The following is a 16,185-nucleotide window of genomic DNA, read 5'->3' as shown; positions in this document are numbered from 1 at the left end:
TCGGTGTCCTGCCTAGCGTTTCCGGCATGAACCTCATCGTGCTCGCTGCCTCCGGCCGGACCGGCCTCGCCCTCACCCGGCAGGCCCTCGAACGGGGCCACACCGTCACCGCGGTCGCCCGCGACCCCCAGCGCGTCGGCCTCGAACACGCGAGCCTGCGCAAGGTCGCCGGCGACGTGTCCGACCCGGCCGGCATCGCCGCGGTCGTCGACGCCGGCTCCGTCGTGCTCTCCGGCCTCGGCACCGAGGTGCCCGGCGTGCTGTTGGACGGCGCCAAGGCGGTGGTCGCCGCCGGACCGGCGCGGATCATCTGGCTCGGCGCCTACGGCACGGGCCCGTCCGCCGAGGCGGCCGGCGAGGGCGCGGCCGTGCTGGTGCGGTACCTGGGCGACCGGCTGCCGGACAAGGTCGCGGCCGACACCACCGTGCTCGCCGCCGGCGGCACGGTCTTCCACGCGGGAGTGCTCGCGGACGGGCCGGAGAGCCCGGACCGGCGCACGGTCGGCCTGGACGCCGCGCCGCCGTTCGACCTCCGCGCGAGCGTCAGCCGGGAGACGGTGGCGGCGGCCATGCTGGACGAGGCCGAGACCCCGCGCTTCCCCGGCGCCGTCGCCCTACCCCTCGCCGCCTAGGACCTCGGCGAGGACGGTCCGCACCTGGTCGCGCAGCCAGGCGTGGGCGAGGTCGGAGTCGTAGCGCTGGTGCCAGTTGCAGTTGATCGCGGCCTCCGTGGCCTCGGCGGGCAGCGGCTGGGTGGCGAGCCCGAACGCCTCGATCAACGGCCGGCAGAGGATCGTCGTGGTGGTGACGAGCGCGTCGCTCGTCGCCGCGATCTGCAGGGCGGTGTGGACCGTCGCCACGGTCGCGACCACCCTGCGGTGCAGGCCGGCCCCGGCCAGCAGGTCGTCGATCGGCGCGCTGAACCGGCCGCGTCGCGAGACCACCACGTGCGGTTGCGCCGCGTAGGCGGGCAGGTCGAGGTGGTCGGCGCAGGGGTGGCCGGACCGCATCACCACGGCGAGCGGGTCGGTGCCGAGCGTCTCCGACCGGAACTCGGGGAGCTCGGGCGTGCCGCCGCCCAGCTCCAGGTCGACCCGGCCGTGCCGCAGGTCGTCGGTGTCGGCGGAGTGCTCGGCCAGCACGCGCAGCCGCACCCGCGGCGCGTGCCGGGCGACCCTCGCGACCAGCGCGGGCACCAGTGACGAGGTCAGCGCGTCGTGGCACTGGACGGTGAACGTGCGGTCGAGCTCGGCGAGGTCGAGCTCACGGCTCGGCGAGAGCACGGCGTTGGCCTGCCGCACCAGCCGGTGCACCTCTTCCCTGATCCCCAGCGCGTACGGCGTCGGCGTCATCGAGTGGCCCGTCCGCACCAGGATGTCGTCCCCGGTCACCTTCCTGATCCGGCCGAGCGTGCGGCTCACCGCGGGCGACGACAGGTGCAGCCGTTCGGCCGCCCCCATCACGCTGCTCTCTTCGAGCAGGGCGTCCAGCACGGTCAGCAGGTTCAGGTCCGCGTGCATGGTCGTAAACCCTACCGACGCGAAGATGCGTCCTGATCAATCGGAGAACTCCATGGACCTGCTCGCCGCCACCACCGCCGCCGTCCGCCGGGCGGGGGAGCGCATGCTGAAGCGGTACTCGACCGAATCGCGCTCGCCTGGGCTCACCGAGCTCCGCGCCGCCATCCAGGCCAACGACGCGGCCGTCGCCGACGTGCTGGAGCCGGCGCTCGCCGAGATCCGCCCGAGCGCGAGCTGGCTCGACGACGAGCACGGCTCCGGCCCGCTCGGCCCCGGCGAGTGGTGGCTGGTGGACCCGGTGGGCGGCAACATGAACGCGGTCCAGGGCATGGCCGACTGGAACATCGGGGTGAGCCTCGTCCGCGACGGCCGCCCGGTGCTCGCCGTCGTGCACTTCCCGTTGTTCGACGAGACCTTCACCGCGGTCGAGGGCGGCGGCGCGTTCCTCAACGGCGTCCGGCTGGCGGTGTCGGCCACGACCTCGCTGGACGGCGCGCTGGCCGGCACCGGTCAGGCCCGGCCGGGGCAGGGACCGGAGATGGCGGACCGGGTGGGCGCGTCCTACGCCGCGATGGCGAAGGAGGCCCTGTACGCCCGGATCTCGGTGCCGGTGACCCAGCAGCTCGCCCACGTCGCCGCGGGACGGATGGACCTGCACTGGCAGTTCGACCAAGTGCGTGCGCACGCGTCCGGCGTGCTGCTCGTCCAGGAAGCGGGCGGCGTCGTCACCCGCCTCGACGGCACGCCGTGGGAGCTGACCGGGACCGAGTACCTCGCCGCCGCGCCGGGCGTGCACGCCGCGGCGCTGGACGTCCTCGCCGGGACCGCCTAGTCCTCGACCGTCCACACCAGGGTGTTCAGGTCCACCTCGGGACGGACGCTCCAGCGCACCTGGATGATGTCGGTAGTGTCCGGCAGCACGAAGACCGTGTGCCCGCCCGCGGTCTCGCCCGGCTGCACGCCGAGCTTGTGCGCGGGCCTCGACGACAGCGACACCGGGGCCTTCGTGACGGTCTCACCGGTCTTGGTGACCAGGACGAGGTACATGTCCGGCAGCGAGGTGTACGGCACCTGCGAGGTGTTCGTCACCTCGGTGTGGACGACGACGGCCCGTTCGCCGTCGGCGAGCTTGTAGCCGGCCGCCGTGAAGAGGAAGTCGGCCGGGTCGACGAACTCGACGAGCTGGATCGACAGGCGGGCGCCCTCCAGGCTGTCGGCCTCCAGCGCCGTGCCGATCTTGCCGGTCCTGGAGACCGCTCTGGGCTGCGGCTGGTCGGCGCGCACCCACCCGGCCGACTGGGGCGGACCCCACGTGGCCTGCGGCTGGGGCTGGGCCGGGAACGGCTGGCTGATCGGGTTCTGCGGCCCGTAGGGCTGCTGCACCTGGTGGGGACCGCTCTGGTGCACGGCGTACGAGCCCGACGGGGGCGGGCCCAGGTAGTTGCCGTAGGCGGCGGCGTTCGCGAGGGCGCGGCGCAGGCCGTTCGGATCGCATTCGACGCCGACGAGCAGGGGCAGGCCGCTGCCGGAGAGGGTGATCAGGCGCATGGCGGCTTCGCGCGGGTCCATGCCCAGTCGCTGGGCGATCTCGTGCACGGCCGCGCGGCCCTGCTCGGCGAGAACGGCGAGCAGACGAGCGTCTACGGGATCAGGGGCCACCACGAACTGGAACGCTACCCGGCGGTCGCGATCTCCGTGCCACCACCCGGCCGGTCGGAGATCACGGCGAGCCCGTGGCGATGTTCCGCCCGATGCGGGATAGGGTTGGCGGATCCGGATTTCGCGTCTTCCCACGCGTCCGTTCGATCTCCTGGAGGTACCGTGGCGGACTCGTTTGTGCACCTGCACGTGCACACCGAGTACTCGATGCTCGACGGTGCGGCCAAGGTGGCCCCGCTGTTCGAGGAGGCCGGGCGGCTCGGCATGACCGCTGTCGGCATGAGCGACCACGGCAACATGTACGGCGCCGACGAGTTCTACCAAACGGCGACCAAGACCGGCATCAAGCCGATCATCGGCATCGAGGCCTACCTCGCCCCGCACAACCGGCTGCACAAGAAGCCGGTGTTCTGGGGTGACCCCGGTCAGCGCGGCGACGACATCTCCGGTGCGGGCGCCTACACCCACATGACGATGTGGGCGAGGAACGCGGCGGGGCTGCGGAACCTGTTCCGCCTGCACACCGAGGCCAGCAAGACGGGCTACTACTACAAGCCCCGCATGGACCGCGAGCTCGTCGCCCAGCACGCCGAGGGCATCATCGCCACGACCGGCTGCCCGTCCGGCGAGGTGCAGACCCGGCTGCGGCTCGGCCACGTGCGGGAGGCGCTCCAGGCCGCCGCCGACTACCAGGAGATCTTCGGCAAGGAGAACTTCTTCCTCGAGCTCATGGACCACGGCCTCGACATCGAGCGCCGGGTCCGCGACGGCCTGCTGGAGATCAGCAAGAAGCTCGGCATCCCGCCGCTCGCGACCAACGACAGCCACTACGTCACCAAGGACCAGGCGGACACGCACTCCGCGCTGCTGTGCGTGCAGTCGGGCAAGATGCTGACCGACCCGAACCGGTTCAAGTTCGACGGCGACGGCTACTACCTCAAGTCCGCCGACGAGATGCGCCAGGTCTGGAAGGACCTGCCGGAGGCGTGCGACAACACGCTGCTGGTCGCGGAGATGGTCGAGTCCTACGACGACATCTGGACCGTCAAGGACCGCATCCCGAACTTCGAGGTCCCCGAGGGCGAGACCCAGGCCTCCTGGTTCCGCAAGGAGATCAGGCGCGGTCTGGAGTGGCGCTTCCGCGGCCAGGAGGTGCCGGAGGAGTACATCAAGCGCTGCGACTTCGAGGCCCAGGTCATCATCGACAAGGGCTTCCCGGCGTACTTCCTCATCGTCGCCGACCTGATCAACCACGCCCGCAGCGTCGGCATCCGCGTCGGCCCCGGCCGCGGGTCCGCGGCAGGCGCGTGCGTGTCGTGGGCGCTCGGCATCACGAACATCGACCCGATCCCGCACGGCCTGCTGTTCGAGCGGTTCCTCAACCCCGAGCGCACCGCCATGCCCGACATCGACATCGACTTCGACGACCGCCGCCGGGGCGAGATGATCCGGTACGCGAGCGAGAAGTACGGCGCGGACAAGGTCGCCCAGGTCATCACCTTCGGCACCATCAAGACGAAGGCCGCGCTGAAGGACTCGGCGCGCGTGCACCACGGCCAGCCGGGCTTCGCGATCGCCGACAAGATCTCCAAGGCGCTGCCGCCGCCGATCATGGCGAAGGACATCCCGCTCAACGGCATCATCAACAAGAGCCACCCGCGCTACGGCGAGGCGGCCGAGGTCCGCTCGCTCCTGGAGTCCGACGCGCAGGTGAAGGAGATCTTCGACACCGCGCTCGGGCTCGAGGGCCTGATCCGCAACGCCGGTGTGCACGCCTGCGCGGTGATCATGTCGAAGGACCCGCTGACGGAGTCCATCCCGCTGTGGTACCGCGACGACGGCTCGTTCATCACCGGCTGGGACTACCCGTCGTGCGAGAACATCGGCCTGCTGAAGATGGACTTCCTCGGGCTGCGCAACCTGACGGTGATGGGCGACGCGATCGAGAACATCGAGGCCAACCGCGGCAAGGACGCGATCCCGGACTTCGACACGCTCACGCTGGACGACCCGGAGACCTACGCGCTGCTCGGCCGCGGTGACACCCTCGGCGTGTTCCAGCTCGACGGCGGGCCGATGCGCGACCTGCTGCGCAGGATGCAGCCGACCACCTTCGAGGACATCGTGGCCGTCGGCGCGCTGTACCGGCCCGGCCCGATGGGTGTGAACGCGCACAACGACTACGCGGACCGCAAGAACGGCCGGCAAGAGGTCAAGCCGATCCACCCGCAGCTCGAGGAACCGCTCAAGGAGATCCTCGGCGAGACGCACGGCCTGATCGTCTACCAAGAGCAGATCATGTTCATCGCCCAGGAGGTCGCGGGCTACTCCATGGGCCGCGCGGACGTGCTCCGCAAGGCGATGGGCAAGAAGAAGGCCGAGGTCCTCGCCAAGGAGTTCGAGGGCTTCCAGGCGGGCATGCGGGCCGACCCGCGCGGCTTCTCCGACGAGGCGATCCAGGCGCTGTGGGACACGATCCTCCCGTTCGCCGGGTACGCGTTCAACAAGTCGCACGCCGCCGCGTACGGCCTGATCTCGTACTGGACGGCCTACCTCAAGGCGAACTTCCGCGCCGAGTACATGGCCGCCCTGCTCACGTCGGTCGGCGACAACAAGGACAAGTCGGCGGTCTACCTCGCCGAGTGCCGCCGCCTGGGCATCAAGGTCCTCCCGCCGGACGTCAACGAGTCGGCGCTGCGCTTCAGCGCGGTCGGCACCGACATCCGCTTCGGCCTCGGCGCGATCCGCAACGTCGGCGCCAACGTCGTCGAGTCGATCATCAAGACCCGCAAGGAGAAGGGCGCGTACACGTCCTTCACGGACTTCATGGACAAGTCCGAGCTCGTCGTGTGCAACAAGCGCGTGATCGAGTCGCTGATCAAGGCGGGCGCGTTCGACTCGTTCGGCCACACCCGCCTGTCGCTGATCCAGGTGCACGAGGACGCGGTCGACGCGGTCGTGCCGATCAAGCGCAAGGAGGCGGAGGGCCAGTTCGACCTGTTCGGCGCCGACAGCGGCGACGAGCCGGACGACAGCTCCTCCCCGCTCGCGCACCTCAAGTTCGGCACCGACGAGTACCCGCGCAAGCAGATGCTGAGCCTCGAGAAGGAGATGCTGGGGCTGTACGTGTCCTCGCACCCGCTCGACGGCGCGGAGCGGATCCTGCGCAAGTTCGCGCCACGGCCGATCGCCGTCGTGCTCGACGACCCGCCCAAGGAGGGCGAGCTGATCGTCTCGGGCATGATCTCGTCGATCGAGCGGCGGGTGAACAAGAACGGCCTGCCCTGGGCGATCACCGTCATCGAGGACCTCGACGCCTCGATCGAGGTGCTGTTCTTCCCCAAGGCCTACGAGGTCCTGCGCGACGACCTGGAGCTCGACTCCGCCGTGTGCGTGAAGGGGCGGGTGAACTGGCGCGAGGACAAGATGGCGATCTTCGGTGACGGTGTCGTCCCGCTCGACATCAGCGACGCGGAGATGAACCCCGACGCGGACCCGCCGCTCGTCCTCGGGCTGCACACCAAGACGCTGACACCGGAGCTGATCGAGGAGCTGAAGATCACGCTCAAGTCGCACGAGGGCCACGTCGCGGTGCACCTCGAGGTCCAGAAGCGCGACAAGTCGAAGGAGCTGCTGGTGGTGGACAACTACCGGGTGCAACCGACGCCGTCGCTCTTCGGCGACCTCAAGACCATCCGGGGCGTCACGATCCAGCGTTGACGGCACCTGGTTCCACCGGGTGAATGACCGAATTCCTGGTGTTCGTCGGCTTTCGGCCGACAAGCACCAGGCAATTCGAGAAATTGTGGCCAGGTTTGAGTAAACGGGGTTTACTGGGTGAGGTGACGACACCCACCCAGCTTCCCGACGGCTACGTTCACAACCTGCACGAAGTGCACGAGGTCCTGCGTGCCGAGGGGCCCGTGCACGAGACCCGCCTCCCCCACGGCCTCAAGGTCTGGGTCGTGACCCGCTACGACGAGGCGAAGACCGCCCTGACCGACCCGAGGCTCGCCAAGGACACCGCCGAGCTCGGCCGCCTCCTGGAGATCCACGCGCCCGAAGGGCGCCGCGCGCTCGACGAATCGCTCTCCGAGCACATGCTGAACATGGACCCGCCCGGCCACACCCGGCTGCGCAAGCTCGTCACCAAGGCCTTCACCGCGCGCCGGGTGGAGCTCATGCGCCCGCGCGTGGAGGAGATCTCGGCCGAGCTGATCGCGAAGCTGAACGACGGTGACGTGGTCGACCTGCTGGAGGTGTTCGCGTTCCCGCTGCCCATCACCGTCATCTGCGAGCTGCTCGGCATCCCGATCGACAACCGCGAGGAGTTCCGCGACTGGACGAACCGGCTGCTGACCTTCGGCACGACCGAGGACGTGCAGGCGGCCGGCGCGGCGATGGCGGGCTTCCTGTACCAGCACGTCAGCAAGGTGCAGGCCGCTGAGCCCGACGACACCTTCTTCTCCGCGCTCGTCCACGCGACCGAGTCCGGTGACCGGCTGAGCACCGAAGAGCTCGTGTCGATGGCGTTCCTCCTGCTGGTGGCGGGCCACGAGACGACGGTCAACCTCATCGGCAACGCGGTGTTCCAGCTGCTGAAGAACCCGGGCCAGCTCCAGATCCTCAAGGACAAGCCCGAGCTGATCGCCGCGAGCGCCGAGGAGTTCCTGCGGCTGGAAGGCCCGATCAACCACGCGACCTTCCGCTACACCAAGGAGCCCGTCGAGCTGGGTGGCGTGACCGTGCCGGCGGACGAGATCGTGGTGGTGTCGCTCGCGTCCGCCAACCGGGACCCTGAGCGCTACGAGAACCCCGACCAGCTCGACGTGACGCGGTCCGCGCAGGGGCACGTCGCGTTCGGTCACGGCATCCACTTCTGCCTCGGCGCCCCGCTGGCCCGGCTGGAGTTCGACGTGGCGATGACCCAGCTGCTGGCGCGGTTCCCCAACCTGGCGCTCGCCGCGGAGCCGACGACGTTGACGTGGAGGGACAGCACGCTGATCCACGGCCTGCACACCCTGCCCGTGCGCCTCGCATAACCTTCGGCGGGTGGACGACCTGCTGAAGCTCGACCAGGCGCACGTCTGGCACCCGTACGGCCCGATGCCGGGCACCCAGGAGCCGTTGCTCGTCGAGTCGGCTTCGGGCGTCCGGCTCCGGCTCGCCGACGGCCGCGAACTCGTCGACGGCATGTCGTCCTGGTGGGCGGCCATCCACGGCTACCGGCACCCGGTGCTGGACGCGGCCGTCACCGAGCAGCTCGGCCGGATGAGCCACGTGATGTTCGGCGGGCTCACGCACGAGCCCGCCATCCGGCTGGCCGCGAAGCTCGTCGAGATCACCCCTCCGGAGCTGCGGCACGTGTTCCTGTGCGACTCCGGCTCGGTGTCGGTCGAGGTCGCGATCAAGATGTGCCTGCAGTACTGGCGTTCGCAGAACCGGCACGAGAAGCGCCGGCTGCTCACGTGGCGCGGCGGCTACCACGGGGACACGTTCAACCCGATGTCCGTGTGCGATCCCCAGGGCGGGATGCATTCGCTGTGGCGTGGAATCCTGCCGGAGCAGGTGTTCGCGGACGCGCCTCCGGCCGAGATGGACACCGCGTACGTCCAGCACCTCGCCGACCTGGTCGAGCAGCACGCGGACGAGCTGGCGGCGATCATCGTCGAGCCGGTCGTGCAGGGCGCCGGCGGCATGCGGTTCCACGACCCGCGCTACCTGCACGTGTTGCGCGAGCTCGCGTACACCCACGACGTGCTGCTCGTGTTCGACGAGATCGCGACGGGCTTCGGCCGCACCGGTGAGCTGTTCGCCGCAGGCCACGCGAACGTCAGCCCGGACGTGATGTGCGTCGGCAAGGCGCTGACCGGTGGTTACGTGTCGATGGCCGCCACCCTGTGCACGTCACGGGTGGCGGACGGGATCAGCGAGGGCGAGGTGCCCGTGCTCGCGCACGGGCCGACGTTCATGGGCAACCCGCTGGCTTCGGCGGTCTCGCTCGCGTCGATCGACCTGCTGCTGTCGCAGAATTGGAAGCGCGAGGTCGCCAGGATCGAGAACGGCATGAGGGAAGGGCTCGCGCCCGCACGCGCGTTGCCCGGTGTGAAGGACGTGCGCGTGCTGGGCGCTATCGGCGTCGTACAACTGCACGAACCCGTGGACATGGCACGGGCCACCAAAGCGGCGGTGGACGCGGGCGTGTGGCTGCGGCCGTTCCGCGACCTCGTCTACACGATGCCGCCGTTCATCAGCACGGACGACGACATCGCCGCCATCTGTCAGGGCGTGATCGCGGCCGCGAGCTGAGCGTCGGTCGGCTCGACCAGGAACTCGCCGCCCGGCAGCACGACGACGGGGATCTGCCTGCGGCCGGAGATCTCGACCGCCTTGTCCCGCGCCGCGTCGTCGTTCTCCACGTCGACGTAGGTGAACGGCACGTTGTTGCGGGTCAGCCACGACTTGGCCCGGCGGCAGTCACCGCACCACTCGGCGCCGTACATCACGATCGGTTGCTCAGTCATGTGGCCACGGTAGGTCACGCTCTAAGGTGAGGATCCGTGAGCGTGCTGGTGATCACCGGAACCGGGACCGAGGTCGGCAAAACCGCCGTCACCGCGGGAATCGCGGCGCTGGCCAGGGCGGAGGGCAGGCGGGTCGCGGTGCTGAAACCCGCCCAGACCGGTCTGCTGCCCGGCGAGCCGGGCGACGTGGCGGAGGTGGCCCGGCTGGCGGGCGACGTGACGACCCGCGAGCTGGTCAGATATCCCGACCCGCTGGCGCCCGCCACCGCGGCCAGGCGGGCGGGCATGGCCACCATCCACCCCGCCGACGTCGCCGCCGCCGTGACGGAGCTCGACCGGGACCACGACCTGGTGCTGGTCGAGGGCGCGGGCGGGCTGCTGGTGCGGTTCGACGAGAGCGGCTCGACGCTCGCCGACATCGCGTGGGCGGTGAACGCGCCCGTGCTGATCGTCGCCCAAGCCGGGCTCGGCACCCTCAACTCCACGGCGCTGACCGCGGAGGCGTTGCAGCGCCGCGGCCTCGAGTCGATCGGGGTCGTGGTCGGCAGCTGGCCGTCGCACCCGGACCTCGCCTGCCTCACGAACCTGGCCGACCTGCCGGAGGCGGCGGGCGCTCCGCTGCTCGGCGTGCTGCCCCAGGGTGTGACGAAGCTCGGTTCTGTGGATTTCCTGGCTGTCGCCAAGAGATCGTTCTCACCGTGGTTCGGGGGCGAGTTCGACCCGGAGACGTTCGCGGCTCAGTTCGCGGTCCAGTGACCTACGTCGCTCCACGATGAAGGATCCAGTGAGGCAGACTGCTCGCCAGGCCACAGGAGGAGGAGAGACCGTGACCGCAGCTCCGGAACAGATCGACGTGCTCGACGAGGCTCGTGAGCAGGTGCTCGAACGAGGTGTCGGACTGTCCGAACAGCAGGTCCTGAAGGTCCTCGAACTCGCCGACGACCGGATTCCCGAGCTGCTGGCGCTGGCCCACGAGGTGCGGGAGCGCTGGTGCGGTCCCGAGGTCGAGGTCGAGGGCATCGTCTCGCTCAAGACCGGTGGCTGCCCGGAGGACTGCCACTTCTGCTCGCAGTCCGGCCAGTTCCCCTCGCCCGTGCGCTCGGCGTGGCTGGACATCCCCGGCCTGGTCCGCGCGGCGCGGCAGACCCGCGACACCGGCGCGACCGAGTTCTGCATCGTCGCGGCCGTGCGCGGCCCGGACAAGCGGCTGCTCTCGCAGGTCCGCGACGGCATCAAGGCCATCCGCGAGGACGGCAACGACATCCAGATCGCCTGCTCGCTGGGCATGCTCACGCAGGAGCAGGTCGACGAGCTCGTGGCGATGGGCGTGCACCGCTACAACCACAACCTCGAGACGGCCCGCTCGCACTTCCCGAACGTCGTCACCACGCACTCCTGGGAGGAGCGCTGGGACACGTTGCGGATGATCCGCGACGCCGGCATGGAGGTCTGCTGCGGCGGCATCATCGGCATGGGCGAGACGCTGGCGCAGCGCGCGGAGTTCGCCGTGCAGCTCGCCGAGCTGGAGCCGGACGAGGTGCCGCTCAACTTCCTCATCCCGAACCCCGGCACGCCCTACGAGAACTACCCGGTCGTCGAGGGCGCCGAGGCGCTGCGCACGGTCGGCGCGTTCCGGCTGGCGCTGCCCCGCACGATCCTGCGCTTCGCCGGCGGTCGTGAGCTGACGTTCGGCGACCTGGGCGCGAAGCAGGGCATGCTCGGCGGCATCAACGCGATCATCGTCGGCAACTACCTGACCAACCTCGGCCGCCCGGCGCAGCAGGACCTCGACATGCTCGAGGAGCTGTCCATGCCGATCAAGGCGTTGAGCCAGACCCTGTGACACCCCTTGGGATGACCGTGTTCTGTTCCTTCTGCGGCAAGGCCGAGGCTGACGGCGACCACGCGTTCTGCCGTCAGCGCCTGTCGATGATCGACCCGCCGCGGTACTGCGCGGAATGCGCACGCCGCATGGTCGTCCAGGTGACCCCGGACGGCTGGGCGGCGCGCTGCAGCCGCCACGGGGAGATCACCTCGGCTCGGTAGTAACCTCTCGCGAATGGACGAGAACGCAGCGCCGGTCAGCGTCGAACCCGTGCCGGAGCCGCCGTACGTCTACCACTACTACCTCCGGCCCCGGCCGAAGGTGGTGGTGAAGCGGGACCTGCTGCCGAGCCTGGGGGTGCTGCTCACGACGTTCGCGTTCGGGCTGCCCGCCGCGTACGTGTGGTCGTGGCTCGCCCCGGCGCAGCTCAAGATCGTCTCGCCGCAGGACGGCAAGTTCTACCCGGTCGGGGTGGAGAGCTACCACCGGCTCGACGCGCTGATGGTGTTCGTGCTGATCGGCCTCGGCGCGGGTGCGGTCACCGGCATCGCGGTGTGGCTGCTGAGGCAGCGGCGCGGGCCGGTCGTGATGCTCGCGATGACGGCGGGCTCGTTCGCGGCGGCCTGGTTCGCGCAGTGGCTGGGCGGCTCGCTGGCGGCGGCCAGGTATCCGATGCCGCCGACGGTCAACCCGAACGACACCGTGCTCGTCGCGCCTGTTTTCGAGACGTGGTGGGGAATTCTGGCGTGGCCGCTCGCGGCCGCGCTGGCCTACGGCTGCTGCACGGCGTGGAATGGCCTGGACGACCTGGGGCGGCGCCTCGGCTGAGGCACCGCCCACCGTGACCTCGCTTTGGTGCGTCAGCCGACGCGGTAGGCGAAGTCGGGCATGTCGGTCACGAACATCTGCCCCGGCGCGTGCGTGATCGCGAACGGCGGCTTGGACTTCATCAGCACCGCCTGCGGCGTCACCCCGCACGCCCAGAACACCGGCACGTCACCGGGTTCCGGCGTGACGGCGTCGCCGAAGTCGGGCCGGTGGACGTCCTCGATCCCGAGCATCCGCGGATCGCCGGCGCCGACGGGGGACCCGTGCACCGACGGCATCAGCGCCGTGACCTTGTGCGCGATGTCCACGAGCGACTCGGGAATCCACCGCATCGACACGACCATCGGCCCGTGCAGCCGTCCCGCCGACCGGCACTGGATGTCCGTGACGAACATCGAGACGTTCCTCTGCTGCTCGACGTGCCGCAGCGGGACGCCCGCGTTCACCAGCGCGGTCTCGAACGTGAAGCTGCACCCCACCAGGAACGTCACCAGGTCGTCGCGCCAGTGGTCGGTCGCGTTCTCCGGTTCCGCCGTGAGCTCGCCGTGCTCCCAGATCCGGTAGCGCGGCGCGTGGGTGCGCACGTCCGCGTCCGGCTTGAGCGCGCTGACCGTCTCGCCGGCGTCCAGCACGTCGAGCACCGGACACGGCTTGGGGTTGCGGTGGGTGAAGAGGAGGAAGTCGTACGCCCAGTCCTTCGGGATGGCGATCAGGTTCGCCTGGGCCTGTCCCGGCGCTTGGCCCGCTGTCGTCATTCCAGCTCCTTGTTGACCGTCTCCGGCAGCCAGAGCAGCGCGATGACCGCGATCCCGTACGCAGCCGCCCCGAACAGCATGGCACCGCCGATGCCCAGCCTGTCGGCCATGAACCCGACCAGGCCGGGGAACACCGCGCCGAACGCGCGGCCGAAGTTGTAGGTGAAGCCCTGCCCGGTTCCCCGCAGCCGCGTCGGGTAGAGCTCGGACAGGTAGCTGCCGAACCCGCTGAAGATCGCCGACATGCAGAACCCGAGCGGGAAGCCCAGGAACATCACCAACGTGTTGGCGCCGTTGGGGATCTGCGTGTAAGCGACGATCAGCAGCGCGCTGGTCACCGCGAACAGCGTGAAGGTCTTCTTGCGCCCCAGGTGGTCTGTGAGGTAGCCGCCGCAGACGTACCCGATCCACGCGCCGCTGATGAGGAACGCGAGGTACCCGCCGGTGCCGATGACCGTGAGCTTCCGCTCGGTCTGCAGGAACGCGGGCAGCCACAACGCGAGCGTGTAGTAGCCGCCCTGCACGCCGGTCGCGAGGAGCGAGGCGAACAGCGTCGTCTTCAGCACGCCCTTCCGGAAGATCTTGGGGAAGGTGCCGCGCTCCTTGGGCTGCGCCTTGACCTCCGGTGCGTCGTCGACGTTGCGGCGCACGTAGAAGATGAGGACCGCGGGCAGCGCCCCCGTCCAGAACATGATGCGCCAGGAGATCGCCGGGTCGGCCAGCGAGCTCACCAGCGTGTTGACGACGACCGCCAGACCCCAGCCCACCGCCCAGGCGCTCTGGATGAACGCGACCGTGCGCCCGCGGTACTGCGGCTTGCAGTACTCGGCCACGAGGATCGCCCCGGCCGCCCACTCGCCACCGAAGCCCAGGCCCTGCAGGGCGCGGAAGACCAGCAAGGTCTCGTAGTCGGTCGCGAAACCGCAGAGAACGGTGAAGAACGCGTAGGCCGCGATCGTGATGATCAGCGTCCTGGAGCGGCCGAACCGGTCGGCCATGACACCCGCCACCGCGCCACCGAGGGCGCTCATGAGCAGCGTGCTGGTGCCCAGCAGGCCGGCTTCGGCCTTGGTGAGGCCGAAGTAGCCGGTGATCGCGACCAGGCTCAGGGGCAGGACCCAGTAGTCGTACGAGTCCAGCCCGTAGCCGCCGAACGCGCCTATGAAGGCGCGCCTGCCCTTTTGGCCGAGACTGCGGTACCAGGTCGGCGTCCTGGTCTCCTCGCCGGTCTTGGTCGTGCTCATGGGACACCTCGCAGCTTGGTGGAGGAGTTCTTCGGTGAGTGTGATGTGGGACTCAGAGTAAGGATTGTTCAACAATCCCACAAGGGCACAATTCAACGATCCGGCTGAGTGGGGTGGGTGGTTCGGCCGGGTGGGGGTGTCTTGGGGTTGCGGTGCTGCTGCGGGAGGGTGCGTCGGGTTGCGTTGGCCGTGTCGCTGTTGCGTGCGTGTTTGGGGTGTGGCGTGGTCCCGGCACGAGTCGCACCAGAGGCAGCCACGCCCATCCCCAGGCGCGGCAAAGGCTTCGGCACGACTCGTGACGGGACCACGCCACCCTCCTCGTGTGAGGAAGACGGCTCGCCTTCGGCTTCGCGTGGCTCGGCTTCGCCGTCGCGTGGCTTGCCTGCGGTGGGCTAGTTCGGGTTCGGGACGTGGCCGAACTCGGTCAGCGGTACCGGGACGGCCTTCAACGTGCTGAGGATTCCGGTCTCCCGGTGCAGCATCCGGCGGACCAGGCGCAGGCGTCGCGCCGGCGACCGTTCCTCCAGCAGGCGTTGGCGGTCCTCCACCGGCAGCAGGCAGTCGGCGGCCAGCAGGTAGGACAGGGCGCCCAGGTCGACGTCGGTGGCGGGGGAGGACCAGTCCTCGCGGTGCCACGCCGCGTCGCAGTAACGCTCGTGTGCTGCGCGGGCTCCGCGTTCCAGCAGGGGCAGGACTTCCTTGGCCGCCTCGGGGACCGGGGCGTCGTCGAGGTAGTCGACGTGGGCCAGCAGGTACGGGGCGGTTGTCGCGTCCACTTCGAGCAGGCGGAAGCGGCGGACGCCCCTGGTCACGATGTCGAAACGGCCCTCCGGCAGGGGGCGGGCGTCCAGGAGGTCGGCTGAGCAGCCGATGTCCTGCAAGGAGTGGACGTTGTCGGCGCCCACCTCCCAGCCCTCCTTGATGCAGACCACGCCGAAGGTGCGGCCGAACAGGGATCCCGTCATCAGGTCCACCACGAGCTGGCGGTAGCGGGGCTCGAAGATGTGCAGCGGCAAAGACGCGCCGGGCAACAGCACGGTGCCCAGGGGGAAGAGGGGGAGCGTCTCGGCCACGTGGTCAACGTTACGGGCTGGCACTGCCGCCCGCCGGACGGCCGGATCCTGGGGGTCTCAGGACGGCGAACGGATCGGTCACCTTGATTCCCTTGGCGCTGAACCGGAACAGCGCCGCCGGGCGGCCTCCTGACGGACCGGGGGGTGCTGTGCCGCCGGTGGGTTCCAGCAGCAGGCGGCGGGACAGGACTCGTTGGAGGTTCGTCGCGGACACGCGGTAGCCCAGGGCCGCCGAGTAGTGGTCGCGCAGCAGGGAGATGGTGAACTCCGGTGGGGCCAAAGCGAAGCCGAGGTTCGTGTAGGAGAGCTTCGAGCCCAGCCTGTGCCGTGCTCGGTGCACGATGGAGGCGTGGTCGAACGCCATCGCGGGCAGTTCCTCCACGCAGTGCCAGGACGTGTCGGACGGGACCTCCGGGTCCACGTCCGAAGGCACCAGTCCCAGGAACGCCGTCGCGACCACCCGCGGGCCCGGCACCCGGTCCGGTGCGCTGAAGACCGCGAGCTGTTCTACGTGTGACAACTGTCGCACGTCGACCTTTTCCGCGAGCTGGCGGCGGATGGAGGTCTCCACGTCCTCGTCCACCCGCAGGCCGCCACCCGGCAGCGACCAGCGGTGAGCGTGTGGCTCCCGAGCGCGCTCCCACAGCATGACCTGGAGTGACGCACCTCTCACCCGCAGCACAGCTGCCAGAACTTCATGCCCCACGCCCGCCACTCGGCTGATACTATCGGCGACGTTTTCGACCACCAGGCGAAA

16 protein-coding genes are annotated in these 16,185 nt (G+C 69.8%); 9 read left to right on the top strand and 7 right to left on the bottom strand.

The window, feature by feature from the left end; genetic code table 11:
- Positions 1–26 precede the first annotated feature (26 nt).
- Positions 27–632 carry an NAD(P)-dependent oxidoreductase gene (locus BMW88_RS11150; protein ID WP_089950567.1) on the top strand — a complete coding sequence of 202 codons (606 nt, stop codon included), beginning with the start codon at positions 27–29 and terminating at the stop codon, positions 630–632.
- Here the strand turns inward: BMW88_RS11150 and BMW88_RS11145 are convergent.
- Positions 615–1,520, bottom strand: a complete 906-nt coding sequence (locus tag BMW88_RS11145) for a LysR family transcriptional regulator (protein ID WP_089950566.1) — start codon at positions 1,518–1,520, stop codon at positions 615–617. The two genes, BMW88_RS11150 and BMW88_RS11145, sit on opposite strands and share 18 nt — an antisense overlap.
- A 25-nt stretch (positions 1,521–1,545) precedes the next feature.
- Here BMW88_RS11145 and BMW88_RS11140 point away from each other — a divergent pair, with 25 nt between their 5' ends.
- On the top strand, positions 1,546–2,352 hold the full coding sequence (locus tag BMW88_RS11140; RefSeq protein WP_089950565.1) for an inositol monophosphatase family protein: 807 nt from the start codon (positions 1,546–1,548) through the stop codon (positions 2,350–2,352).
- Here the strand turns inward: BMW88_RS11140 and BMW88_RS11135 are convergent.
- Complete coding sequence (locus BMW88_RS11135; protein ID WP_089950564.1) at positions 2,349–3,182, bottom strand: AsnC family transcriptional regulator; 834 nt, start codon at positions 3,180–3,182, stop codon at positions 2,349–2,351. The two genes, BMW88_RS11140 and BMW88_RS11135, sit on opposite strands and share 4 nt — an antisense overlap.
- Before the next feature lie 204 nt (positions 3,183–3,386).
- Between BMW88_RS11135 and dnaE the strand changes: the two genes are divergently transcribed.
- The 3 genes from dnaE (at position 3,387) to BMW88_RS11120 (ending at position 9,488) form a co-directional block, all read left to right on the top strand.
- Positions 3,387–6,899 (top strand): DNA polymerase III subunit alpha, encoded by a 3,513-nt coding sequence (gene dnaE / locus BMW88_RS11130; RefSeq protein ID WP_089950694.1) that lies wholly within the window; start codon positions 3,387–3,389, stop codon positions 6,897–6,899.
- Between the two features lie 122 nt (positions 6,900–7,021).
- Entirely contained in the window at positions 7,022–8,221 is a 1,200-nt protein-coding gene (locus BMW88_RS11125) for a cytochrome P450 family protein (RefSeq protein WP_245777711.1), read from the top strand.
- Between the two features lie 64 nt (positions 8,222–8,285).
- Positions 8,286–9,488, top strand: coding sequence for an adenosylmethionine--8-amino-7-oxononanoate transaminase (locus tag BMW88_RS11120; protein WP_245777722.1), 1,203 nt, complete (start codon positions 8,286–8,288; stop codon positions 9,486–9,488).
- On the opposite strand, the gene BMW88_RS11115 is transcribed toward BMW88_RS11120, so the two are convergent.
- A complete protein-coding gene (locus BMW88_RS11115) occupies positions 9,461–9,703 on the bottom strand; it encodes a glutaredoxin family protein (protein WP_089950561.1) in 243 nt (80 codons plus the stop codon). The two genes, BMW88_RS11120 and BMW88_RS11115, sit on opposite strands and share 28 nt — an antisense overlap.
- A 36-nt stretch (positions 9,704–9,739) precedes the next feature.
- Between BMW88_RS11115 and bioD the strand changes: the two genes are divergently transcribed.
- From bioD to BMW88_RS11095, 4 genes are all read left to right on the top strand, one after another.
- Complete coding sequence (gene bioD / locus BMW88_RS11110) at positions 9,740–10,459, top strand: dethiobiotin synthase (protein WP_089950560.1); 720 nt, start codon at positions 9,740–9,742, stop codon at positions 10,457–10,459.
- Positions 10,460–10,529: 70 nt separating this feature from the next.
- Positions 10,530–11,546 (top strand): biotin synthase BioB, encoded by a 1,017-nt coding sequence (gene bioB / locus BMW88_RS11105; protein ID WP_089950559.1) that lies wholly within the window; start codon positions 10,530–10,532, stop codon positions 11,544–11,546.
- Positions 11,547–11,557: 11 nt separating this feature from the next.
- Positions 11,558–11,749, top strand: coding sequence for a biotin synthase auxiliary protein BsaP (bsaP, locus tag BMW88_RS11100; RefSeq protein WP_089950558.1), 192 nt, complete (start codon positions 11,558–11,560; stop codon positions 11,747–11,749).
- A 13-nt stretch (positions 11,750–11,762) separates the two neighbouring features.
- Entirely contained in the window at positions 11,763–12,356 is a 594-nt protein-coding gene (locus tag BMW88_RS11095) for a DUF2567 domain-containing protein (RefSeq protein WP_089950557.1), read from the top strand.
- A gap of 32 nt (positions 12,357–12,388) precedes the next feature.
- On the opposite strand, the gene BMW88_RS11090 is transcribed toward BMW88_RS11095, so the two are convergent.
- The 4 genes from BMW88_RS11090 to BMW88_RS11075 form a co-directional block, all read right to left on the bottom strand.
- A complete protein-coding gene (locus tag BMW88_RS11090; protein ID WP_089950556.1) occupies positions 12,389–13,111 on the bottom strand; it encodes a putative hydro-lyase in 723 nt (240 codons plus the stop codon).
- The gene (locus BMW88_RS11085; RefSeq protein ID WP_245777710.1) at positions 13,108–14,355 is read right to left on the bottom strand and encodes an MFS transporter; all 1,248 of its coding nucleotides are present in this window, start codon (positions 14,353–14,355) and stop codon (positions 13,108–13,110) included. The genes BMW88_RS11090 and BMW88_RS11085 overlap by 4 nt, the downstream gene beginning before the upstream one ends.
- 392 nt (positions 14,356–14,747) lie before the next feature.
- On the bottom strand, positions 14,748–15,428 hold the full coding sequence (locus BMW88_RS11080) for an LON peptidase substrate-binding domain-containing protein (protein ID WP_089950555.1): 681 nt from the start codon (positions 15,426–15,428) through the stop codon (positions 14,748–14,750).
- A gap of 10 nt (positions 15,429–15,438) precedes the next feature.
- Positions 15,439–16,107 (bottom strand): NUDIX hydrolase, encoded by a 669-nt coding sequence (locus BMW88_RS11075; protein ID WP_281249393.1) that lies wholly within the window; start codon positions 16,105–16,107, stop codon positions 15,439–15,441.
- Between the last annotated feature and the right edge of the window lie 78 nt (positions 16,108–16,185).

Origin of the sequence: Lentzea xinjiangensis (assembly GCF_900110955.1) — a bacterium.
Lineage (GTDB): Bacteria > Actinomycetota > Actinomycetes > Mycobacteriales > Pseudonocardiaceae > Lentzea > Lentzea xinjiangensis.
The sequence above is the reverse complement of the archived record's forward strand: the minus strand, read 5'-3'. Positions and strand labels throughout refer to the sequence as shown.

Coding starts and splice junctions, on each gene's coding strand:
- BMW88_RS11150 (WP_089950567.1), top strand. CDS start 27: ATGAACCTCATCGTGCTCGCTGCCTCCGGCCGGACCGGCCTCGCCCTC.
- BMW88_RS11145 (WP_089950566.1), bottom strand. CDS start 1,520: ATGCACGCGGACCTGAACCTGCTGACCGTGCTGGACGCCCTGCTCGAA.
- BMW88_RS11140 (WP_089950565.1), top strand. CDS start 1,546: ATGCGTCCTGATCAATCGGAGAACTCCATGGACCTGCTCGCCGCCACC.
- dnaE (WP_089950694.1), top strand. CDS start 3,387: ATGCTCGACGGTGCGGCCAAGGTGGCCCCGCTGTTCGAGGAGGCCGGG.
- BMW88_RS11120 (WP_245777722.1), top strand. CDS start 8,286: ATGCCGGGCACCCAGGAGCCGTTGCTCGTCGAGTCGGCTTCGGGCGTC.
- BMW88_RS11115 (WP_089950561.1), bottom strand. CDS start 9,703: ATGACTGAGCAACCGATCGTGATGTACGGCGCCGAGTGGTGCGGTGAC.
- bsaP (WP_089950558.1), top strand. CDS start 11,558: ATGACCGTGTTCTGTTCCTTCTGCGGCAAGGCCGAGGCTGACGGCGAC.
- BMW88_RS11095 (WP_089950557.1), top strand. CDS start 11,763: ATGGACGAGAACGCAGCGCCGGTCAGCGTCGAACCCGTGCCGGAGCCG.
- BMW88_RS11090 (WP_089950556.1), bottom strand. CDS start 13,111: ATGACGACAGCGGGCCAAGCGCCGGGACAGGCCCAGGCGAACCTGATC.
- BMW88_RS11085 (WP_245777710.1), bottom strand. CDS start 14,355: ATGAGCACGACCAAGACCGGCGAGGAGACCAGGACGCCGACCTGGTAC.